The 21065-nt window shown below is 62.6% G+C and carries 18 protein-coding genes, 1 pseudogene and 1 riboswitch; of the genes and pseudogenes, 10 read left to right on the forward strand and 9 right to left on the reverse strand.

The genetic code is table 11. The features are described 5' to 3' along the window. Positions 1 to 847, reverse strand: an 847-nt coding sequence (locus GPS82_RS07205; RefSeq protein WP_296492723.1) for an ABC transporter permease, incomplete at its 3' end; no start/stop codon positions are given. A gap of 143 nt (positions 848 to 990) precedes the next feature. Here GPS82_RS07205 and GPS82_RS07210 point away from each other — a divergent pair. Together GPS82_RS07210 and GPS82_RS07215 are read left to right on the forward strand one after the other, a co-directional pair. Further along, entirely contained in the window at positions 991 to 2667 is a 1677-nt protein-coding gene (locus GPS82_RS07210; protein ID WP_296492725.1) for a GMC family oxidoreductase N-terminal domain-containing protein, read from the forward strand. Positions 2668 to 2889: 222 nt separating this feature from the next. Next, positions 2890 to 3648: a TSUP family transporter gene (locus tag GPS82_RS07215; protein ID WP_296492727.1), complete on the forward strand. Its 759-nt coding sequence runs from the start codon at positions 2890 to 2892 to the stop codon at positions 3646 to 3648. An 18-nt stretch (positions 3649 to 3666) separates the two neighbouring features. Here the strand turns inward: GPS82_RS07215 and mrdA are convergent, their stop codons facing one another. From mrdA to GPS82_RS07235, 4 genes are read right to left on the reverse strand one after another with little or no spacing between them, the layout of a single operon-like run. Further along, on the reverse strand, positions 3667 to 5685 hold the full coding sequence (mrdA, locus tag GPS82_RS07220) for a penicillin-binding protein 2 (protein ID WP_296492731.1): 2019 nt from the start codon (positions 5683 to 5685) through the stop codon (positions 3667 to 3669). A gap of 33 nt (positions 5686 to 5718) precedes the next feature. Then, complete coding sequence (mreD, locus tag GPS82_RS07225) at positions 5719 to 6249, reverse strand: rod shape-determining protein MreD (RefSeq protein ID WP_296492734.1); 531 nt, start codon at positions 6247 to 6249, stop codon at positions 5719 to 5721. Then, positions 6246 to 7166, reverse strand: coding sequence for a rod shape-determining protein MreC (mreC, locus tag GPS82_RS07230; protein WP_296492735.1), 921 nt, complete (start codon positions 7164 to 7166; stop codon positions 6246 to 6248). The genes mreD and mreC overlap by 4 nt, the downstream gene beginning before the upstream one ends. A 15-nt stretch (positions 7167 to 7181) precedes the next feature. Then, a complete protein-coding gene (locus GPS82_RS07235) occupies positions 7182 to 8225 on the reverse strand; it encodes a rod shape-determining protein (protein WP_296492736.1) in 1044 nt (347 codons plus the stop codon). A 200-nt stretch (positions 8226 to 8425) separates the two neighbouring features. Between GPS82_RS07235 and gatC the strand changes: the two genes are divergently transcribed. The 3 genes from gatC to gatB are packed head-to-tail and all read left to right on the forward strand — an operon-like array spanning position 8426 to position 11700. Next, positions 8426 to 8725, forward strand: coding sequence for an Asp-tRNA(Asn)/Glu-tRNA(Gln) amidotransferase subunit GatC (gene gatC / locus GPS82_RS07240; protein ID WP_296492738.1), 300 nt, complete (start codon positions 8426 to 8428; stop codon positions 8723 to 8725). A 21-nt stretch (positions 8726 to 8746) separates the two neighbouring features. Beyond that, positions 8747 to 10219, forward strand: coding sequence for an Asp-tRNA(Asn)/Glu-tRNA(Gln) amidotransferase subunit GatA (gene gatA / locus GPS82_RS07245; RefSeq protein ID WP_296492740.1), 1473 nt, complete (start codon positions 8747 to 8749; stop codon positions 10217 to 10219). 2 nt (positions 10220 to 10221) lie between these two features. Next, positions 10222 to 11700: an Asp-tRNA(Asn)/Glu-tRNA(Gln) amidotransferase subunit GatB gene (gene gatB / locus GPS82_RS07250; RefSeq protein ID WP_296492742.1), complete on the forward strand. Its 1479-nt coding sequence runs from the start codon at positions 10222 to 10224 to the stop codon at positions 11698 to 11700. A 20-nt stretch (positions 11701 to 11720) separates the two neighbouring features. Here gatB and GPS82_RS07255 read toward each other — a convergent pair whose 3' ends face one another. Together GPS82_RS07255 and pyrE are read right to left on the reverse strand one after the other, a co-directional pair. Beyond that, positions 11721 to 12404: a DUF4124 domain-containing protein gene (locus tag GPS82_RS07255; RefSeq protein ID WP_296492745.1), complete on the reverse strand. Its 684-nt coding sequence runs from the start codon at positions 12402 to 12404 to the stop codon at positions 11721 to 11723. Then, positions 12401 to 13117: an orotate phosphoribosyltransferase gene (pyrE, locus tag GPS82_RS07260; RefSeq protein WP_296492747.1), complete on the reverse strand. Its 717-nt coding sequence runs from the start codon at positions 13115 to 13117 to the stop codon at positions 12401 to 12403. Before pyrE ends, GPS82_RS07255 begins: the two co-directional genes overlap by 4 nt. On the opposite strand from pyrE, the gene GPS82_RS07265 reads away from it, so the two are divergent. The 3 genes from GPS82_RS07265 (at position 13116) to GPS82_RS07275 (ending at position 17252) form a co-directional block, all read left to right on the forward strand. After that, complete coding sequence (locus GPS82_RS07265) at positions 13116 to 13919, forward strand: exodeoxyribonuclease III (protein WP_296492750.1); 804 nt, start codon at positions 13116 to 13118, stop codon at positions 13917 to 13919. The two genes, pyrE and GPS82_RS07265, sit on opposite strands and share 2 nt — an antisense overlap. A gap of 34 nt (positions 13920 to 13953) precedes the next feature. Further along, positions 13954 to 14026, forward strand: a riboswitch (S-adenosyl-L-homocysteine riboswitch). A 23-nt stretch (positions 14027 to 14049) separates the two neighbouring features. Further along, entirely contained in the window at positions 14050 to 16881 is a 2832-nt protein-coding gene (gene metH / locus GPS82_RS07270; protein ID WP_296492753.1) for a methionine synthase, read from the forward strand. Between the two features lie 23 nt (positions 16882 to 16904). After that, positions 16905 to 17252 carry a hypothetical protein gene (locus GPS82_RS07275; protein WP_296492754.1) on the forward strand — a complete coding sequence of 116 codons (348 nt, stop codon included), beginning with the start codon at positions 16905 to 16907 and terminating at the stop codon, positions 17250 to 17252. Here the strand turns inward: GPS82_RS07275 and GPS82_RS07280 are convergent. Together GPS82_RS07280 and GPS82_RS07285 are read right to left on the reverse strand one after the other, a co-directional pair. Further along, positions 17242 to 18477 (reverse strand): MFS transporter, encoded by a 1236-nt coding sequence (locus GPS82_RS07280; RefSeq protein ID WP_296492756.1) that lies wholly within the window; start codon positions 18475 to 18477, stop codon positions 17242 to 17244. The genes GPS82_RS07275 and GPS82_RS07280 overlap by 11 nt on opposite strands. An 11-nt stretch (positions 18478 to 18488) precedes the next feature. After that, a complete protein-coding gene (locus GPS82_RS07285; protein WP_296492758.1) occupies positions 18489 to 20024 on the reverse strand; it encodes a YifB family Mg chelatase-like AAA ATPase in 1536 nt (511 codons plus the stop codon). A 249-nt stretch (positions 20025 to 20273) separates the two neighbouring features. Between GPS82_RS07285 and glnK the strand changes: the two genes are divergently transcribed. Next, on the forward strand, positions 20274 to 20612 hold the full coding sequence (glnK, locus tag GPS82_RS07290) for a P-II family nitrogen regulator (protein WP_296492760.1): 339 nt from the start codon (positions 20274 to 20276) through the stop codon (positions 20610 to 20612). Positions 20613 to 20637: 25 nt separating this feature from the next. Beyond that, positions 20638 to 21065, forward strand: a pseudogene (locus GPS82_RS07295) (ammonia channel protein); the annotation flags it as partial.

Raw genomic sequence — 21065 nt, forward strand, 5'->3', positions numbered from 1 at the left:
CCAGCAGTGCGGCCAGCGTGGTCCAGACGCTGATCAGGGGCATGGCGATGGCCATGGCAATCGCGCGCGGCAGCACGAGACGGTAACCCCGGGCAATGCCCATGACGCGCATGGCATCGAGTTCTTCGGTGACGCGCATCACGCCGATCTGCGCGGTGATGGCCGACCCCGAGCGCCCGGCAATCAGAATGGCCGCCAGCATGGGGCCGAGCTCACGGATGATGGCCAAACCCAGGATGTTGACAATGAAGGTGTCAGCGCCAAACTGGCGCAATTGTCGCGACATCAGGTAAGCCAGCACCACGCCAATGGTAAAACCCACCAGGGCGGTAACCGGCAGCGCCGTCGCCCCGATGCGGTACAGGTGGCCCGAGACATCGCGCCACGGACCGCGCCTGGGCGCGCGCAGCAGCGCCATGACATCCAGCAGCAACTGGCCCAGCAGCAGCAACAGCCCCACCAAGTGGTCCCACAATTTCCAGAGCATCTCACCCATCAGCAAGAACAACTGCCATGCTGATCGCCGCACCGGTTTGACCACCGGTACCGTAAAGCGCGCGACCCGTTCCAGCATGCTTCGCTGGGCGGGCTGCAGCTGCAACTGGGTTGGCCACTGTCGGCCCCAGCTGTTCCACAACAGTTGCGCACCGGTGTGATCCAGCCTTGCGAGGGGGCGCAAATCCCAGCTCAGAGCGGTCGTGCCGGCAGACTCGGCCAAAGCGCGCGTGATGCGGCTCCAGCTGTCCGGTTCAGCCAGGCGCGCGGCGCTCCAGCTGCCGCCCAGCACGGCGCACGGCACGCCGCCTGGAGGGGTGGACTGAACGAGCGTGGGGCTGGCTTCGGGCATGGTGCAAATGGATGAAGCTGGAATGGTAACGGCAACTCGGGTGGTGTCTGATATTTCTGCATTCTGCGCAGCTTGCGGCAAAATGCGCCCTGAGACATCTCCCGCGTCGCGCCGTGCCGACAACAACAAGAAAGTGATTTGCCATGAGCACCCCTTATGACTTCATCATCATTGGCGCTGGCACTGCCGGTTGCCTGCTGGCCAACCGCCTCTCAAGCGATGCGTCCAGGCGCGTGTTGCTGATCGAGGCCGGTCGTTCGGACAACTACCACTGGATTCACATTCCGGTGGGTTACCTGTATTGCATTGGCAATGAGCGCACCGACTGGCTGTACCAGACCGAGCCCGATGCCGGCCTCAACGGGCGCAGGCTGCGTTACCCGCGCGGCAAGGTGCTGGGCGGCTGCAGCAGCATCAACGGCATGATTTACATGCGCGGCCAGGCGCGCGATTACGACCAGTGGGCGCAGCTCACCGGCGACGAGGACTGGGGCTGGCGCAACAGCCTGCCCGACTTCATGGCGCACGAAAGCCATTACCGGCTCGATGGCGTGTCGGCAGGTCACATTCCGGACGGGCTCAAACAGTTCAAGCAGTTTCACGGCGCGGGCGGCGAATGGCGGATAGAAAAGCAGCGCCTGCGCTGGGACGTGCTCGACGCCTTTGCCCAAGCCGCGCAGCAAGCCGGGATTCCAGCAACCGACGACTTCAATCAGGGGGACAACGAAGGCGTGGGCTATTTTGAAGTCAATCAGCGCAGTGGCTGGCGCTGGAACACGGCCAAGGCTTTTTTGCGTCCCACGTGTATGAGCCGCCCCAACTTCACGCTCTGGACCTCGGCCCAGGTGGTCAAGCTCAACATCGAAGCACAGGCCAATGGCCAGTTGCGCTGCACTGGCGTGGTGGTGCAGACGCCCGGCGGCAGGGTCACCGCCATGACTTCCGGCGAAGTGATTCTGAGTGCCGGCAGCATCGGTTCGCCGCAAATTTTGCAGCTCTCCGGCATCGGCCCGGCCGCGCTGTTGCGGCAACATGGCGTCACCGTGCTGCATGACGCGCCGGGTGTCGGGGCCAATCTGCAGGACCACCTGCAGATTCGCTCGGTGTACAAGGTGCAGGACGTCAAAACCCTCAACATGCAGGCCAGTTCGCTGTTGGGCAAGGCCATGATCGGGCTTGAATATGCGCTTAAACGCAGCGGCCCGATGAGCATGGCGCCGAGCCAGCTGGGGGCGTTTACCCGCAGCGACGCCAGCCAGCCCTACCCCAACGTCGAGTACCACGTGCAGCCGCTGAGCCTGGAGGCGTTTGGAGAGCCGCTGCACAGTTTCCCGGCGTTCACCGCCAGCGTCTGCAACCTAAACCCCACGAGTCGCGGCAGCGTGCAGATCAAGTCGCCAGACTTCACCGCCGCCCCCGCCATCGCACCCAACTACCTCAGCACCGAGGCCGACCGCAAGGTGGCGGCAGACTCCTTGCGCCTGACGCGCACCATCGTGGCGCAGCCGGCGCTGGCCAGCTACCAGCCGCAGGAGTTCAAACCAGGTGTCCAGTACCAGAGCGACGACGATCTGGCGCGGCTGGCCGGCGACATCGCCACCACCATTTTTCATCCGGTCGGCACCACCAAAATGGGGCACGCCGATGACCCGCTGGCGGTGCTAGACCCCCACCTGCGGGTGCGCGGGCCGGGCGGCGTGATCGGGGGGTTGCGCGTGGTGGATGCTGGCGCCATGCCGGTGATCACCAGCGGCAACACCAATTCACCCACGCTGATGATGGCCGAGAAAGCGGCGCGCTGGATTGCAGCGGGCCGGTGATGGGCTCATGGCGCCGGCCTGTGCACCAAAAAGTTACTGCCTAGGGTAACTCCCGATGGCGCTGCACCGGATTGGCGCATACAGTCAACCCATCGCTAGGTCAGACACGTGCTGACCCAAGTGAAAGGCCCCAGGAGATCAAGCCCGCAAGGGTCAAAAAGCAAACAGAAACAAGGCATCGGCAACCCCGGTGCCTTTTTCAATTAGGTCGACAATGACGCCATGGAATTGCTCATTGTCACTGTCGCCTCGCTGTTTGCCGGCTTTGTCGACTCCATTGTGGGCGGCGGCGGGCTGATCCTGATTCCCGCCCTGTTTGCCACCTTTCCCAACGCGCATCCGGCCACGCTGTTTGGCACCAACAAGGGGGCCTCGGTGTGGGGCACAGGCATGGCCACCTGGCAATACAGCCAGAAAGTGCAGATGCGCTGGGCCGCGCTGCTGCCGGCGGCAGGCGCGGGACTGCTGGCCTCTTTTATGGGCGCCTGGCTGGTCACCGTGGTCTCGCCAGACTTTCTGCGCAAGCTCCTGCCCTTTGTGCTGCTGCTGGTGTTGCTCTATACCCTGGCCAGAAAGGAGCTTGGCCGCACCCACGCGCCGAGCTATTCGGGGGTGCAGGAAAAACTCATTGCCGCGAGCATTGGTGCCGTGATGGGTTTTTATGACGGCTTTTTTGGCCCCGGCACCGGCAGCTTTCTGGTGTTTTTGTTTGTCCGCCTGCTGGGCTACGACTTTTTGAGCGCCTCGGCAGCGGCCAAGCTGGTCAACACCGCCACCAACCTGTCGGCACTGGCACTGTTCGTCGCCAAGGGCCACATCTGGTGGCATTTTGTGCTGGCCATGGCGATCGCCAACGTGCTGGGCAGTCTGCTGGGCACGCGGCTGGCGCTCAAGCATGGCACCGGTTTTGTGCGCATCGTGTTTTTGCTGGTGGTCAGCGCCCTGATCCTCAAGACCAGCTATGACGCATTCATGCGCTGAAGCCGCCCCGGTGATGGATCAGCGCGGGGTTGACGCGGGGGCGGACGCAGAGGCGGGTGTTGAAGCGGGTGCTGCCACTGCAACGGCAGGCTCCGAGCCGCGCGGCCAGGGCACGTCGGCAGCGGGCAGCGGCTGGCCTATTGGCGCCGACACTTCGCCCTTGCTCACCAAAGCCAGGTCTGCCGCGTTGGGGTACTGGCCCAGCAGCCAATAGTCAAAGGCACGACGGGCAATAGGGGCGGCTGAGGTCGAGCCAAAGCCGGCATTTTCCACAATCACGGCCAGCGCAATTCTGGGATCGTCCGCCGGCGCAAAGGCAATGTAGAGGGAATGGTCACGCTGGCGCTCTTCCATGCGGGCGGCGTTGTATTTTTCGTTTTTGCGCAGCGACACGGCTTGCGCGGTGCCGGTTTTGCCGCCGCTGAGGTAGCCGGCGCCGGCAAACACGCGGCGCGAGGTGCCGACTTGCGTCACCCCCACCATGGCGCGCCGGATGGTGTCCAGGTGCTCGGGTTTGTACCCCAGATTTTCAGGCGGCTGGCGGGCAACCGGCACGCTGAGCTGTGTGCTGGTGTCCTGCGTCGCCAGCACCAGGTGGGGCGTGTGCTTGATGCCATGGTTGGCCACGATGGCGGTGGCCTGCGCCAGTTGCAGCATGGTGAAACTGTTGTAACCCTGGCCAATGCCCAGCGAGATGGTCTCGCCGGCATACCATTTTTGTTGCTCCGGACGTTTGTAGTAGCTGCGCTTCCAGTCCGTGCTGGGCAGCACGCCGCGCACCTCGCCGGGGATGTCAATGCCGGTGATCTGGCCAAAGCCCAGGGGCTTCATGAAATCGTGCATGGTATCGACACCCAGTTCGTTGGCCAGCGAGTAAAAGTAGACGTTGCTGGACTCGACAATGGCGCGGTGCATGTCCATGATGCCACCACGCTCATTTTCCGGGCTGCCAAAACGGCGCCCGCCAAACATGAAAAACAGCGGGTCGTTGATGAGTGTGCTGGCGCTGCGTTTGCCGGTGGTCAGGGCGGCCAGCGCCATGAACGGCTTGTAGGTGGAGCCCGGCGGGTAGGTGCCGCGCAGCGCGCGGTTAAGCAGCGGTTTATCGAGCGACTCATTGAGTCCTTGCCAGCTTTCGTGGTCAATGCCTTCGACGAACAGGTTGGGGTCGAAGGTGGGCTTGCTGACAAAAGCCAGCACCTCGCCGGTTTTGGGATCAATCGCCACCAAAGCGCCCCGACGCTCACCGTACATGTCTTCGATGAGTTTTTGCAGCTTGATGTCAATCGACAGCTTGATGGTGTGCCCCGGGGTCGACGACTGGCTGGACAGGCGCCGGGTGGCGCGGCCACCGGCCGATGTTTCCATGGCTTCAACGCCGGTGACGCCGTGCAGCGGGGCCTCAAAACCCTGCTCGACGCCGAGCTTGCCGATGTACTCGGTACCACGGTAATTGGCAGCGTCTTCCGATTCGTCGAGCTTTTCTTTTTCTGCAGCGTTGATGCGCCCGATGTAGCCGATCACATGGCTGGCCAGCTCGCCATAGGGATAGTTGCGAAACAGCCGCGCCTTGATGTCGACACCGGGGAAGCGATAGCGCTGTGCGGCAAAGCGGGCCACTTCCTCGTCGGTCAGGCGGCTGCGCAGCGGGATCGACTCAAAACTTTTACCTTCTTCGCGCAATTTTTTAAAGCGCTTGCGGTCACGCGGCGTGACCTCGACAACCAGGGCCAGTTCATCGATGGTTTGCGCCAGGTCGGGAACCAGCGAGGGCGTGATTTCCAGCGTGTAGGCCGAGTAGTTGGCGGCCAGCACAATGCCGTTGCGGTCCAGAATGAGCCCGCGGTTGGGCACGATCGGGACAATCGCCGTGCGATTGTTCTCCGCCTGGGCACGCAAATCGGCATGGCGCACCACCTGCAGGTAAACCAGCCGCGCCACCACCAAGCCAAAACAGACCAGCACCACCAGGCTGGCCACCAGCACCCGCAGGCGAAAGCGCGCCAGTTCAAGCTGGACATTGCGAATGAACTTCATGCAGGCTTCAGCATAAACACACGACCGGCAGGCTCACAGGGGTCGGTTGAGGTCAGGATTGGGCACGCGCTTTTGCGGCAGCAGCAGCAAGACACTGACCACCGGCCACAGCAGTGACTCCAGCAGCGGAGCCAGCACCATCGACCAACCGGGAAAGTCGTCCCCGGCAAGCAAGCGCAGCAACAGGCTCAGGGCGTGGGCCAGCACAAACAAGGGCAGCACCTGCGCCGCTTGCGATGGCACGCTGAACCACAGCAGGCGGCGATGCATGGCAATGGCCAGAAAGCTCAACAGCGTGTAGGCCAGGGCATGCTGGCCAAGCAGCGCACCTTGATGCACATCCATCGCCAGGCCCAGCACAAAAGCCGCCGTCATGCCCACCCGCAACGGCTGGTGAATGGTCCAGAAAACCAGCACCAGCGCCAGCATATCCGGGAGCCAAGCTGAGCGTCCCAGCCCGCCCATGTTGACCAGCATGTTAAAACTCAAGGCTGCCAGCAGGCTGCTCCAGATGAACAGCGAACTGGCCGGCAGCAGCAACGGCTGGCCGCGCGGCATGATCATGGCTTGATCCCCCTGGCAATCGGTGCCGCCGCCTTGTCAGGTTCGGGTCGGGTCAGAATTTGCTGCGCCAACGGTTGCAGCACCAGCACATGCAGGCTGCCATCCAGACGCGCCACCGGCTCTGCCGAAATCCGGGCAAAGGCCGAATCGGCCCGCCGCTCCATCTTCAGCACGCGCGCCACCTGCAGGCCGGGCGGGTAGATGCCGTCCACACCACTGGTGGTCAGCAGGTCACCCGCCGCCATGTCAACATTGGCATCCATGTAGCGCAACTCAAGCGTGCCACGGAGCAGGGCAGTGTTGCCAAAAGCAAGCCCGCGAACACCGGTGCGCGCGTTGAGCACGGGAATGGCCTGGTTGGGGTCGGTGATCAGGGTGACTTCGCTCACCGAGGGATAGACCCGGGTGACCTGGCCCAGAACGCCGACTTCGTCGAGCACCGGCGCGCCCGCCAGCACGGCGTCCAGCGACCCCTTGTCAAGGATGACTTTGCGGGTGTAGGGGTCAGCGGCGTCATACAGCACCTGCGCTGCCAGCGCGGGCGCATTGACGCGCGCGCGCATCTCCAGCAAGGCGCGCAGGCGCGTGTTTTCGAGCGTGAGCTGCTCGACTTGCTGGGCCCGCTGGGACTGCAGACCCAACTGGTACTGGGCCTCTGCCTCTTTGGCTTGGGACCGGTTGAGTGCCACGAAATACTGACTGCCACCCTGCGCCCAGACGACGGGGCGCAGCACCAGCCACTGCGCCGGATAAAGCGCCGTGGCAATCACGGCGCGCAAAGGCTGGGTGACATGAAAGCGCGCATCGGCCACCATCAGCAGCAGCGCCAGGGTGCTGAAAAAGACCAGCTTGGACAGGGCGGACGGACCCTGCCTGAAAAATGGCGGTGGCGTGCCGTCCAGCGTACCGAGAGGCATCGCTGCGTGGCCTGTTTATTCGCTGGTAAAAATGGAGCCCAGGCGTTCCATTTGTTCCAGCGCTATACCGCAACCCCGCACCACGCAGGTCAGCGGGTCTTCGGCCACCAGCACCGGCAGGCCGGTTTCTTCGGCCAGCAGACGGTCGAGGTCGCGTAACAGCGCGCCGCCGCCGGTCAACATCATGCCGCGGTCGGCAATGTCGGCACCGAGCTCGGGCGGGGTTTGTTCCAGCGCGTTCTTGACGGCCGAGACAATGTTGTTGATCGGGTCGGTCAGGGCTTCCAGAATTTCGTTGCTGGAAATGGTGAAGCTGCGCGGCACGCCTTCCGACAGGTTGCGCCCGCGCACTTCCATCTCGCGCACTTCGCTGCCCGGAAAGGCCGAGCCAATGTTCTTCTTGATGGCCTCGGCGGTGGGCTCGCCAATCAGCATGCCGTAATTGCGGCGGATGTAATTGATGATGGCGTCGTCAAAACGGTCGCCACCGACGCGCACACTGCCTTTGTAAACCATGCCGCCCAGCGAGATGACACCGACTTCGGTGGTGCCGCCGCCAATGTCCACCACCATTGAGCCCTGCGCCTCTGACACCGGCAAACCGGCGCCAATGGCCGCGGCCATGGGCTCTTCGATCAGGTAAACGTCACTGGCACCGGCGCCGAGCGCACTTTCGCGGATGGCGCGGCGCTCCACCTGGGTCGAGCCACAGGGCACACAAATGATGATGCGCGGGCTGGGGCGAAAAATCGAGCGCGGGTGCACCATCTTGATGAAATGCTTGAGCATCTGCTCGGTCACCGTGAAATCGGCGATCACGCCGTCTTTCATGGGGCGAATGGCTTCAATGTTGCCGGGCACTTTGCCCAACATGGCCTTGGCCTCCTTGCCCACCGCCTGGATGATTTTTTTGCCTTGCGGGCCGCCTTCGTGGCGAATCGCCACCACCGAGGGCTCGTCCAGCACGATGCCCTTGTCGCGCACGTAAATCAGGGTGTTGGCGGTGCCCAGGTCAATGGCGAGGTCAGTCGAGAAATACTGACGAAATGTTCCAAACATGGATAAGTCCTTTGGGGCACATGGAGCGCATCGGCTCGCATGTCACCGGGTAACGGGTTCAAAATGGGTTAATTCTTGGCTTAAAGGCGTGCTGGCGCACGTTGCCGCTCAAGGGATGGATAATAACCTATTGCCTGTGCATAACTTTGAAAACCGCGCCCTGCCGGTCTCCATTTACACCCTGTTTCGATTGAACGACCATGTCACTTTCCCTTGCTGATATTGACCGGCTGGCCCACCTGGCCCGCCTTGGCCTTAGCACCGACGAGCGCTCCCGCCTGTGCGCGCAGCTCAATGATTTCTTTGGCATCGTGGAAAAAATGCGCGCTGTGGACACCACCGGCATCGTGCCGCTGGCGCATCCGGTGGAGATCATGGGTGATGTGGCGCTGCGCCTGCGCGACGACATCGCCAGCGAGCCCAATCAGCGCGAGGCCAACCAGCGCAATGCGCCGGCGCTCGATGCCGGCCTGTTTCTGGTGCCCCGGGTGATTGAATAAACAAGAACGAAACCATTCATCATGACGCAAATGACCTCTGATCTGCATGATCTGACGGTGGCCCAACTGGCCACACTGCTGCGCGAGCGCAAGATTTCGGCGCTTGAAACTGCCCAGCATTTTCTGACCCGTGCCGAGGCACACACCGGGTTCGGTGCCTTTCTGGATGTGCAGCCCGAGATCACGCTGGCACAAGCCCGCGCCGCCGACACCCGCCTGGCCGCAGGCAATGCCGGGCCATTGGCCGGCGTGCCGCTGGCGCACAAGGACATTTTTGTGACGCGTGATTTCGCCACCACGGCGGGCTCCAGAATGCTCAAGGGCTACCACTCGCCGTTTGATGCCACGGTGGTGGCCAGGTTGGGGCAAGCCGGCGTCGTGACGCTTGGCAAGCTCAATTGCGACGAATTTGCCATGGGCTCGGCCAACGAAAACTCGGCTTACGGGCCGGTCAAGAACCCGTGGGACCTGTCCTGCACGCCCGGTGGCTCCTCGGGCGGCAGCGCGGCAGCGGTGGCGGCGCGCCTGACACCGGCTGCCACCGGCACCGACACCGGCGGCTCGATTCGCCAACCCGCCTCGTTCTGCGGCGTTACCGGCATCAAACCCACCTACGGCCGCGCCTCACGCTACGGCATGGTGGCGTTTGCCTCCAGCCTCGACCAGGCCGGGCCACTGGCGCGCAGCGCCGAAGACTGCGCTCTGCTGCTCAGCGCCATGTGCGGCCCCGACCCCGACCGCGACTCCACCTCGCTCGATGTGCCCACTGAGGACTTCACGCGCAGCCTCAACGCCGATCTGGCTGGTTTGCGTATCGGCATTCCAGCGGAGTTTTTTGGCGATGGCCTGGCCCCCGATGTGCGCGCGGCGGTGGATGCCGCCTTGCGGGAATTCGAGCAGCTCGGCGCCCGGCTGGTGCCCATTTCGCTGCCGCGCACCGAGCTGTCGATTCCGGTGTACTACATCATTGCGCCGGCCGAAGCCTCAAGCAATCTGAGTCGTTTTGATGGCGTCAAGTTTGGCTTTCGGGCCGACCAGTACACCGACCTCAACGACATGTACCAACAAACCCGCGACCAGGGTTTTGGCAATGAGGTCAAGCGCCGCATCATGATCGGCACCTATGTGCTGAGCCATGGCTACTATGACGCCTACTACCTGCAGGCGCAAAAAATCAGGCGCATGATTGCCGACGATTTTCAGCAGGCGTTCCAGCTGTGCGACGTGATTGCCGGCCCGGTGGCGCCCACCGTGGCCTGGAAACTCGGCGGTCACAGTGACCCGCTGGCCGACTATCTGGCTGACATCTTTACCCTGCCGGCGTCGCTGGCCGGTTTGCCTGGCATGAGCCTGCCGGTCGGTTTTGGTGCCGGCAAGATGCCAGTGGGTCTGCAACTGATTGGCAACTATTTGAGCGAGGCACGCCTGCTGAACGTGGCGCACCGCTTCCAGCAAGCCACCGACTGGCACACGGCCAAGCCGCAAGGAATCTGACGATGAACACCACTTTCCAAGATGACAAACCTGTCACCTCATCTCTGCTGATCATGGGTTACGAGGTCGTCATCGGCTTCGAGACCCACGCCCAACTCTCCACCCAATCCAAGATTTTCAGCCGCGCCCCCACCGCGTTTGGCGCCGAACCCAACACCCAGGCCTGCGCCGTGGACCTGGCCCTGCCCGGCACCCTGCCGGTGATGAACAAGGGTGCGGTGGAGCGTGCCATCGAGTTCGGCCTGGCGGTGGGCTCGCACATTGCCGAGCGCAGCATTTTTGCCCGCAAGAACTACTTTTACCCCGACCTGCCCAAGGGCTACCAGATCAGCCAGTTCGAGATTCCGGTGGTGCAGGGCGGCGCGGTTGAGTTTTACCTGGGCGACGAGAAAAAATCGGTGCGCCTGGTGCGCGCCCACCTCGAGGAAGACGCGGGCAAATCGCTGCACGAAGACTTTATCGGCCAGACCGGCATCGACCTGAACCGCGCCGGCACACCGCTGCTCGAAATCGTCACCGAGCCCGACATGCGCTCCACTGCCGAGGCCGTGGCCTACGCCAAGGAACTCCACAAAATTGTCACCTGGATCGGCATTTCCGACGGCAACATGCAGGAGGGCTCGTTCCGCTGCGATGCCAATGTGTCGGTGCGCAAGCCCGGCGAGCCGCTGGGCACCCGGCGCGAAATCAAGAACCTGAACAGCTTCAAGTTCATGCAGCAGGCGATTGACTTTGAGATCCGCTGGCAAATTGAAGAGATCGAGGACGGCCGCGCCATTCAGCAGGCCACCGTGCTGTTCAACCCCGACACCGGTGAAACACGCGCCATGCGCACCAAGGAAGACGCAGCCGATTACCGTTACTTTCCCGACCCCGATTTGCCACCGCTGGTGATCGCGCCAGAATGGGTGGAGCGGGTGCGCGCCGCCATGACCGAGTTGCCGCGCGTGATGGCGCAGCGTTTTGTGCGCGACTACGGCCTGTCGGACTATGACGCGACGGCGCTGACGCAAAGCCGCGACGTGGCGGCCTATTTTGAAGCCGCCACCCAGGCCTGCGGCCAGCCCAAACTGGTGGGCAACTGGATCATGGGCGAACTCTCACGACGGCTCAATTTGATTGAAGCCGACATCAGCGCCTGCCCCATCACCCCGGCGCAACTGGCGCAACTGGTCAATCGCATCCAGGACGGCACGATCTCGAACAATGCCGCTCGCCAGGTGCTCGATGTGCTGTGGTCGGCGCCCGACGACACGGTCGATGCCATCATTGACGCCAAAGGCCTAAAGCAGATGAACGACAGCGGCGCGTTGGAAAAGATTGTCGATGCCGTGCTGGCCGCCAACCCGAAGAATGTGGCGGAGTTCCGCGCCGGCAATGCCCGGGCGCTCAATGCGCTGGTGGGTCAGATCATGAAAGGCAGCCAGGGCAAGGCCAACCCGCAACAGGTCAACGCCTTGTTATTGCAAAAATTGGCTTAGCCACTGCCTGCAGACCGGATTTATTGGGTCACGCCCGGCGGGCCACCAACCTGGCTGGCTCGCCAGAGCGGTTCCAGGCGCTTGAACTCTTCATCAAAATTCGCATTGACCCGATTGATTTCAGCGTCTTTTTCAGACAGAAATACCTTCTGCTCTGCCAGGGTTCGCGTCAACGCGTTGACTTTCCGCTGCAGTGCGGCAGGTGCCTTGCCAGGATCTTTGGCATAAAAAGCCATTTCGTCAGCCAATTTGGCTTGCTCTTCCAGCAGGTCGGTCATACGCGTTACCCCAGCCTGCCTGGCCAGCATGAGCTGCTCCACCGCCTCGTCCCTGCTCTTGTGGTGAGCCGCTGGATTTGGGTAGCGCATGAACAACGAGCGGTTCAGTCTTTTTTCTTCATCCCTTTTGGCCCGCTCCAGCTCCTCGGCTCTTATCCTGGCCTCCAACTGGCTGCGTTCGGATGCGGTCATGACGGGGCCGAGGGTGGCTTTGACCGTACCGCTGGGGTTGAGAATAATCTGCTCCCGGTCCAGGCACTCCCTGATCGGGCGGTCGGAGTTGAGTTTGCGCCCGCTGGCGTCGGTGCAGGTGTAGATCTGGTTGGTGGGCGCCGGCGTCTGGGCCAACAGGAGGGTGGCGGGCAGCGCCAGAGATAGCCCGGCACACGTATGGCGCACCAGGTGGGCGAATGATCCATGGGTCATGACGATGCCTCGCTGACGCCATAGCGCGCCCGGTAAGCCTGTACCCGCCGGTGCGCATCGGCCAGGCCGGGCACGCTGTGCTGCTCCAGAAACCGCATCAGGTCGTCAAGCCGGGCAATGGCGCAGACCTGCAAACCCAATTGTTGCCGCACATACTGCACCGCGCTGTGGTCGACATCGAGGCCATTTTCAGTGGCCTTTTCCTGCCGGTCCAGGGCGATCACCACGGCATGGGCCTGGGCACCGGCGGCCTGGATCAGGGCGATGGATTCGCGCACCGCAGTGCCCGCCGACATCACATCGTCCACGATCAAGACCCGGCCCTTCAGCGGCGCCCCTACCAGCGAACCGCCTTCGCCGTGGTCTTTGGCCTCCTTGCGGTTGTAGGCGAACGGCACGTTGCGTCCCAGACGAGCCAGTTCCACCGCCAGTGCTGCGCCCAGTGGAATGCCCTTGTAGGCTGGGCCAAAAATCATGTCGAATTCAAGGCCGCTGCCGAGCAGGCTCTGCGCATAAAATTGCGCCAGCCGGCCCAGTTTGGCGCCGTCGTCAAACAATCCGGCGTTGAAAAAATAGGGGCTTAAACGCCCCGCCTTGGTTTTGAACTCACCAAATCGCAGCACCCCGCAATCCACCGCAAACTGAACAAATTCCAGCGCCAGCGCATCCTGGCCTGACTTGGGATCAGCTTGGGGCACACCACGATCTGTCATGAAAACGTCCTTGTTCAAGTTAACCAGCCTCAATCTCAATGGTATTCGCTCGGCCAGCAGCAAAGGCTTACAGGCCTGGGTTGAGCAGACAGCGCCTGATTGTATTTGCGTGCAGGAAGTAAAGGCCCAGGCCGACGATGTGGCGGGGCGATTTGAGCAGATGGCCGAACGGCGCGGCTATTTTCATTTTGCGGCCAAAAAAGGCTATTCCGGCGTGGGCATCTACAGCCGCCATGAACCCAGCGACGTCATCATCGGCTTTGGCGAGCCTGAATTTGATGCTGAAGGGCGTTATGTGGAGTTACGCTTTGACACCAAAACCGTCAAGCGCTCCATCATCAGCTGCTACTTTCCCAGTGGCTCCTCGGGCGATGACCGGCAGCAGGCCAAGTTCAGGTTTCTGGCAAAGATTTATCCGCACTTGCAGCAGTTGAAGGCCGGGCGCGAGTTTGTGCTGTGCGGCGATGTCAACATCGCCCACCAGGAGATTGATCTGAAGAATTGGAAGAGCAATCAGAAAAACTCAGGGTTTCTGCCCGAGGAGCGAAGCTGGATGACCAAGCTGCTGAGCGAAGGCGGCCTGGTGGATGTTTACCGCCAGTTGCACCCCGGCGCAACCGACGAGGCCTACACCTGGTGGAGCAACCGCGGCCAGGCCTACGCCAAGAACGTCGGCTGGCGGCTTGACTACCATTTGGCAACCCCGGCCATGGCGGCTGGCGCCAAAGCCGCCAGCATTTATAAAACCGAGAAGTTTTCCGACCATGCCCCCATCACGATTGAGTACGACTGGGTGCTTTGAGCGACTTCAGGGGCGACACGCCTTAAAATCGCGGCCTTCCAAGGAGCGTTGCAGCAGGCTGAGAGGTTTGTCAGGCTTGGAGTCATCCCCAACGACGCTCACCTGATCCCTTAGCCCACAGGTGAGTTGTATGTCTGTAAATCTTGTCCCCCCCATGAAGTTGTCCGGCCTGGAGCCGTTGACGATTGGCGCCCCTGATGCAGGGGAAAGCGCCGAGGCTGTCCCCTCTGTTGGGGACAGCGCTGAAGATCTGTCCCCAAAGTCTCAGGTGGCCACGTTTGTCAACATCGGCGAGCGCACCAACGTGACCGGCTCCAAGGCCTTTGCCCGCATGATCCTGAACGGCGACTTTGACCAGGCCTTGAGCGTGGCGCGCCAGCAGGTCGAAAACGGCGCGCAGATCATCGACATCAACATGGACGAGGCCATGCTAGACAGCCAGGCCGCCATGGTGCGGTTTTTGAACCTGATTGCCTCGGAGCCCGACATTTCGCGTGTGCCGGTGATGATTGATTCGAGCAAGTGGAGCGTGATCGAGGCCGGCCTTCGCTGCGTGCAGGGCAAACCCGTGGTCAACTCCATCAGCATGAAGGAAGGCGTGGAGGCCTTCAAACAGCAGGCCAAATTGCTGCGCCGCTATGGTGCCGCTGCCGTGGTGATGGCGTTTGACGAACAGGGCCAGGCGGACACCTATGAGCGCAAGATCCAGATCTGCGAACGCGCCTACCGGGTGCTGGTCAACGAGGTCGATTTTCCGCCGGAAGACATCATTTTTGACCCCAACATCTTCGCCATTGCCACCGGCATTGAAGAACACAACAACTACGCGGTGGATTTCATCAACGCCACGCGCTGGATTAAAGAGAATCTGCCGGGCGCCAAGGTTAGCGGTGGCGTGAGCAATGTGTCGTTCAGCTTCCGCGGCAACGACCCGGTGCGCGAGGCCATTCACACCGTGTTTTTGTACCACGCGATCAAAGCCGGCATGGACATGGGCATCGTCAACGCCGGCATGGTCGGCGTTTATGACGACCTGGAACCGACCTTGCGCGAACGCGTGGAAGACGTGGTGCTGAACCGCCGCCCCGATGCGGGCGAGCGGCTGGTGGAAATTGCAGAAACCGCCAAAAGCGGCGCCAAGGATGAGTCGAAAAAGCTGGAATGGCGCGGCACACCCGAGCACCCGGTCACGGTTGAAGCGCGCCTGTCGCACGCCATGGTGCACGGCATCACCGACTTCATCGTTGAAGACACCGAAGAGGCTTACCAGGCCATCATCGCCAAAGGTGGCCGCCCGCTGCATGTGATCGAAGGCCCGCTGATGGCCGGCATGAGCATCGTCGGCGACCTGTTTGGCCAGGGCAAGATGTTTTTGCCGCAAGTGGTGAAGTCAGCGCGCGTGATGAAATCGGCCGTGGCGCACCTGATCCCGTACATCGAAGAAGAAAAGCTGCGCGACGAGGCCGCCGGGCGCGACGTGCAGACCAAGGGCAAAATCATCATCGCCACCGTCAAGGGCGACGTGCACGACATCGGCAAGAACATCGTCACCGTGGTCCTGCAGTGCAACAACTTCGACGTGGTCAACATGGGCGTGATGGTGCCCTGCCATGAAATTCTGGCGCGCGCCAAGTCCGAGGGCGCAGACATCATCGGCCTGTCGGGCCTGATCACGCCGAGCCTGGAAGAAATGCAGTACGTGGCCGGCGAGATGCAGAAGGACGACTATTTCCGCATCAAGAAGATTCCGCTGCTCATTGGCGGCGCCACCACCAGCCGGGTCCACACCGCCGTGAAAATTTCACCGCACTACGACGGCCCGGTGGTCTATGTGCCCGATGCCTCGCGCAGTGTGGGCGTGGCGCAAAACCTGCTCGGCGAGGGTGTCAAGACCTTTGTGGAAGAACTCAACACCGACTACGAACGGGTGCGCCAGCAGCACGCCAACAAAAAGGTCACGCCGCTGTGGCCGCTGGCCAAGGCGCGCGCCAACAAAACGCCGATCGATTGGGCCAGCTACCAGCCCACCCGACCAAAGTTCATTGGCAAACGCGTCTTCAAGAACTTTGACCTGGCCGAGATTGCCCAGTACATCGACTGGGGCCCGTTCTTTCAGACCTGGGATCTGGCCGGGCCGTTCCCCGCGATTCTCAACGATGAGGTGGTTGGCGCCGAGGCCAAAAAAGTCTATGCCGACGGCCAGGCCATGCTGAAGAAAATCATCGAGGGCCGCTGGCTCAGCGCCAATGGCGTGCTGGGCATTTACCCGGCCAATTCCGTCAATGACGACGACATTGCGTTGTACACGGACGAGAGCCGCAGCACCGTGGCCATGACCTGGTACGGGCTGCGCCAGCAGGCGGCCAAGGAAGAGATCGACGGCGTCATGCGCCCGAGCCGCTGCCTGGCCGACTTTGTCGCGCCCAAGGCTGCGACGGGTCCCGACAACGCGCGGATCAAGGACTATGTCGGCGTTTTCGCTGTCACCGCCGGGTTGGGCAGCGACAAGAAGGAAGCGCAGTTCCTGGCGGCGCATGACGACTACAGCGCCATCCTGTTCAAGTCGCTGGCAGACAGGCTGGCCGAAGCCTTTGCCGAATGCCTGCACAAAAAAGTTCGCACCGACCTGTGGGGCTACGCGCCCAGCGAAGCGCTGGTGGCCACCGACCTGATCGCCGAAAAATACCAGGGCATTCGCCCGGCGCCCGGTTACCCGGCCTGCCCCGACCACAGCGTGAAAAAAGACATGTTTGAACTGCTGCAATGCGAGGACATCGGCATGACGCTCACCGAGAGCCTGGCCATGAACCCGGCGGCCAGTGTCAGCGGCTTCTACCTTGGCCACCCTGACAGCATCTATTTCAATGTCGGCAAGATTGGCGACGACCAGCTCAAGGACCTGGCTGCGCGGCGCGGCATGAACGAGCGCGACCTGCAGCGCCTGCTGGCGCCCAACTTGTGACTCTCTTAAGGAGCAGGAAAATTATGGCCACACAGCGTCCTACCCCAGCCCCAGCCGGCAGCAACAAAGCGCTGTGGGGCGCGGTGGCGGTCATCGTGGTCATCGTGCTGGCCATGGGCGCAACGCTGATCCGCATCCAGGCGAAGCCCCAGGAACCACGCATGGTGGTATTGCCAGCCGCTGGGCCCTCGGCCAATGCGCCGGCCGCGGCTGACAACAGCGCCACAAACCCCGTCCCATCAGCCGCGCCATCGCCAACGGCATCCACCGCGACAGACCAGCCCGCCGAGACCAACCGGCCCCGTGTGGTTCACTCGCGCACCTCCGAGCCTGCCGTGGCGCGTACCCCGGCACCCGTCGTCAGCCGCTGATGCCTGACGACGCCGGACTGGCCCGACGCAAACTCAGTCGCTGCGCCAGCATCAGGGCGGCCACGCCCAAGCTGCTCAGGCCCAGCAACAGCCACAAGCCGTGGCTGTACCCGGCCTGGGGTGACCACATGACCCCCAGCAACAGCGGTGCCGCTGCCCGCGCCAGCGCCAGCGGTACCCCCAGAGCGCCATTGAGCGTGGCGACATGGTCCCGGCTCACGTACTCGGCGATGGCCGTGCCCTTGACTATCGTGAGCATGCCATTGCCAAGCCCGTAGACCAGCACAAACAGGCCCACCACGGCCACCTGCCAGCCGCCGGTCAGCGGTGCCAACAGCAATGCCAGCACCCCCAGCGGAATCAGCAGCGGCACCAGTCGGTTGACCCGGTGCAGGTCGGCATGGTGTTCAAAGAAAAACAGCAGCAGACGCCCCAGCACCTGCATCACGCCAATGGCGGCGGGCAGCGCGATCACCCAGAATTCGGGCAACGCGTTTTCACGCAACAGGCTCACCATGTGCGCCGGAATGGCCACCGTGACCGACATCATCAGTACCGTGAAGACACCCACCAGCAGGAAGGGCGCACTGCGCAGCAAAGGCCGCAAGCCGCTCCCAGACTCATCCACGTTGTGTGCCACTGACTTCCTGCGCCCGGGCGCCCCACGCAAGGTGAGCCAATGCAGCGGCGCGCACAGCAGCAGGTGCAACAGCGCCAGCACGACCAGGGCATCGCGCCAGCCCAGCAGTTGCATGAGCCAGGCGGTGAGTGGAATGAACACGGTGCTGGCCAGTCCACCCAAAAAGGTCAGCGTGATGATGGCGCGGCGAAAGTCGTGCGGAAAGCGTCGCGTCAGCAGGGCAAAAGCCGGCGAATACAACACCGCTGCCATGGCCGCCCCCAGGCCCAGCCAGACCGCATACAACCCGGCCAGACCCGTCACCACGCTGTGCAAGACCAGGCACAGGCCGGCCAGCACCGAGCCCGCCGTCATCACGGCGCGCTCATGACCACGGTCAATCCAGCGCCCCACCGGGTAGGCCATCAGGCCCTCGGCCAGCAAACCCAGGCTGAACGCCAGCGACACTTCAGCCCGGCTCAGGCCCAGCTCGCGCTCAAGCGGCTCGATCAGCAGTGAGAACAGGTAAAAAACACTGCCCCAGCTGATCAGTTGCGCCAGCGACAGGCGCAACACAAAGGCGGTATCAAAACGGCTGGATGACATGCTGATCAAGGTCAACTGGTACGCAAGGCCCGCCGGTATTGCATGGCTTCGGCCACATGGGTGACCTGGGTGCTTTGGGCGCCTGCCAGGTCGGCAATGGTGCGCGCCACCTTGAGGGCACGGTGCGTGCTGCGTGCCGACCAGCCCAGGCGCGTGGCCGCCACGTTCAAAAACTTGGCCGCTGCCTCGTCGAGCAGCAAGTGCTTGTCGAGCGCCTGCCCGTGCAAAGCCTGGTTGGCCATCCCCTGGCGCACCACGGCACGTTCGCGCGCCGCGCTGCAACGCGCGCGGATGTCGGCGCTGGACTCACCCGCAGGCGCTTGCAGAAGCTCGGCGCTGTTCACCGCAGGCACTTCCACATGCAAATCAATACGGTCCACCAGCGGGCCGCTGAGCTTGCCCTGGTAACGCGCAACCTGGTCGGGCGTGCAGCGACAGGTTCTTTGCGTTGAGCCCAAATAGCCGCACGGGCAGGGATTCATGGCCGCGATCAACTGGAACTGGGCCGGAAAATCGGCCCGCCGCGCCGCCCGCGAGATGGTGATGCGCCCGGTCTCCAGCGGCTCGCGCAGCGCCTCCAGGGCGGCGCGCGCGAACTCGGGGAATTCGTCCAGAAACAGCACGCCGTGGTGCGCCAGTGAAATTTCACCCGGGCGCGGCGGCGAGCCACCCCCCACCAGCGCCACCGCACTGGCGGTGTGGTGCGGGTGGCAGGTGGGGCGCTGCGCCCATTGGTCCAGCGCAAAGCGGCCACCCAGACTGGCTATGGCGGCACTTTGCAGCGCCTCGTCGGTGGTCATGGGCGGCAACAGCCCGGCAAAGCGCTGCGCCAGCATTGACTTGCCCGAACCCGGCGGCCCCATCAGCAGCAGGCTGTGGCCGCCGGCGGCGGCAATCTCAAGCGCGCGCTTGGCACCCGATTGGCCCTTGACGTCGGCCATGTCCGGGTAATGCGCTTGCTTCATTTGTGTGGCCGCGCTGACCCGGCTCCAGCCTTTGGCGGGCTCGGCCGCAGGGGCGTCTGCGGCCTGCGGCAGGAAATGTTGCACCACGTCGAGCAAATGCTGCGCCCGGTACACCTGCGCGTCAGGCACCAGTGCGGCTTCTTCTGCGCTGCCGGGGGGCAACACCAGTTTGGTTACCACCCGGCTGGCATGCAGCGCCAAGCTCATCGCCAGGGCACCACGCACCGCGCGCAGTTCGCCCGAGAGTGACAACTCACCGGCAAATTCGTAGCCGGCCAGTCGGGCAGCGTCAATCTGTCCGCTGGCCGCCAGAATGCCAAGCGCAATCGGCAAATCAAAGCGGCCAGAGTCCTTGGGCAAGTCGGCGGGAGCCAGATTCACGGTGATTTTTTTGTTGCCAGGAAATTCCAACCCCGAATTTTGCAGGGCCGAGCGCACCCGCTCGCGCGCTTCCTTGACCTCCACGTCGGCCAGGCCCACCAGCGTAAAGCTGGGCAGGCCATTGGCCAGATGCACCTCGACCGTGACCGCGGCGGCCTCCAGCCCCAGCAAGGCCCTGCTTTGCACCAAAGACAAACTCATGGCGTGATCCCCGCTTAAAAAGTGCGTTTACCGCCAACAGGCAAACAAAATATGCACTCTTATGGTGCATGCTGTTTTTTTATACAGACATCTTAGCGCAGTGCGTTGCAAGCATGGCAGCCGCCGCATCGCTCTGACCGGAAAACTCTGGCACGAACCCTGCTTATCAAGCCTGTCCAAACACGTTGGAGGGCTTATGAAGCTTCAATCATCCGGCATCAATGACGTTTATCTATTTAAGGAGTCTGCATGAAACTTGTTACCGCCATCATCAAACCCTTCAAGCTCGATGAGGTGCGCGAAGCGCTCTCCAGCATCGGCGTGCAGGGCATCACCGTGACCGAGGTCAAAGGCTTCGGTCGTCAAAAAGGCCATACCGAGCTCTATCGGGGAGCCGAATATGTGGTCGACTTTTTACCCAAGGTCAAGGTGGAAGCTGCCGTGGCCGATGAACTGATTGATCAGGTCATCGAGGCCATCGAAGGTGCCGCCCGCACCGGCAAGATCGGCGACGGCAAGATTTTTGTCAGCCCCATCGAGCAGGTCGTCCGCATCCGCACCGGCGAAACCGGCGTTGAAGCGCTCTAACAACCAGATCCGTGAGAGTACCAACATGAAAAAACTACTTGCCTCCCTTACCCTGGGTTTGAGTCTGCTCCTTGGCAGCGTTGCCATGGCGCAAACCCCCGCGGCACCCGCCGCCTCGGAAGCCGCCCCGGTGGCGTCCATGGCCGAGGCCCCACCGGCTGAGGCCCCCGCCGTCGCACTGGCGGTTGCGCCCGCTGCGCCTGCCGCCGCCGAGGCCGCACCGGCCCCGGTCCCCAACAAGGGCGACACCGCCTGGATGATGGTTTCCACCCTGCTGGTCATTTTGATGACCGTGCCTGGCCTGGCGCTGTTCTATGGCGGCCTGGTGCGCTCCAAGAACATGCTGTCGGTGCTGATGCAGGTGATGGTCACGTTCTCGATGATCGTGGTGCTGTGGTTCATCTACGGCTACAGCCTGGCCTTCACCGAGGGCAACGCGTTTTTTGGCGGGTT

Origin of the sequence: Rhodoferax sp. (assembly GCF_011391645.1) — a bacterium.
Taxonomy (GTDB): domain Bacteria; phylum Pseudomonadota; class Gammaproteobacteria; order Burkholderiales; family Burkholderiaceae_C; genus Rhodoferax.

Bases quoted from the DNA above. Each gene is read 5' to 3' on its own strand.
- GPS82_RS07210 (WP_296492725.1), top strand. From the start codon at position 991: ATGAGCACCCCTTATGACTTCATCATCATTGGCGCTGGCACTGCCGGT.
- GPS82_RS07215 (WP_296492727.1), top strand. From the start codon at position 2,890: ATGGAATTGCTCATTGTCACTGTCGCCTCGCTGTTTGCCGGCTTTGTC.
- mrdA (WP_296492731.1), bottom strand. From the start codon at position 5,685: ATGAAGTTCATTCGCAATGTCCAGCTTGAACTGGCGCGCTTTCGCCTG.
- mreD (WP_296492734.1), bottom strand. From the start codon at position 6,249: ATGATCATGCCGCGCGGCCAGCCGTTGCTGCTGCCGGCCAGTTCGCTG.
- mreC (WP_296492735.1), bottom strand. From the start codon at position 7,166: ATGCCTCTCGGTACGCTGGACGGCACGCCACCGCCATTTTTCAGGCAG.
- GPS82_RS07235 (WP_296492736.1), bottom strand. From the start codon at position 8,225: ATGTTTGGAACATTTCGTCAGTATTTCTCGACTGACCTCGCCATTGAC.
- gatC (WP_296492738.1), top strand. From the start codon at position 8,426: ATGTCACTTTCCCTTGCTGATATTGACCGGCTGGCCCACCTGGCCCGC.
- gatA (WP_296492740.1), top strand. From the start codon at position 8,747: ATGACGCAAATGACCTCTGATCTGCATGATCTGACGGTGGCCCAACTG.
- gatB (WP_296492742.1), top strand. From the start codon at position 10,222: ATGAACACCACTTTCCAAGATGACAAACCTGTCACCTCATCTCTGCTG.
- GPS82_RS07255 (WP_296492745.1), bottom strand. From the start codon at position 12,404: ATGACCCATGGATCATTCGCCCACCTGGTGCGCCATACGTGTGCCGGG.
- GPS82_RS07265 (WP_296492750.1), top strand. From the start codon at position 13,116: ATGAAAACGTCCTTGTTCAAGTTAACCAGCCTCAATCTCAATGGTATT.
- pyrE (WP_296492747.1), bottom strand. From the start codon at position 13,117: ATGACAGATCGTGGTGTGCCCCAAGCTGATCCCAAGTCAGGCCAGGAT.
- metH (WP_296492753.1), top strand. From the start codon at position 14,050: ATGTCTGTAAATCTTGTCCCCCCCATGAAGTTGTCCGGCCTGGAGCCG.
- GPS82_RS07275 (WP_296492754.1), top strand. From the start codon at position 16,905: ATGGCCACACAGCGTCCTACCCCAGCCCCAGCCGGCAGCAACAAAGCG.
- GPS82_RS07280 (WP_296492756.1), bottom strand. From the start codon at position 18,477: ATGTCATCCAGCCGTTTTGATACCGCCTTTGTGTTGCGCCTGTCGCTG.
- GPS82_RS07285 (WP_296492758.1), bottom strand. From the start codon at position 20,024: ATGAGTTTGTCTTTGGTGCAAAGCAGGGCCTTGCTGGGGCTGGAGGCC.
- glnK (WP_296492760.1), top strand. From the start codon at position 20,274: ATGAAACTTGTTACCGCCATCATCAAACCCTTCAAGCTCGATGAGGTG.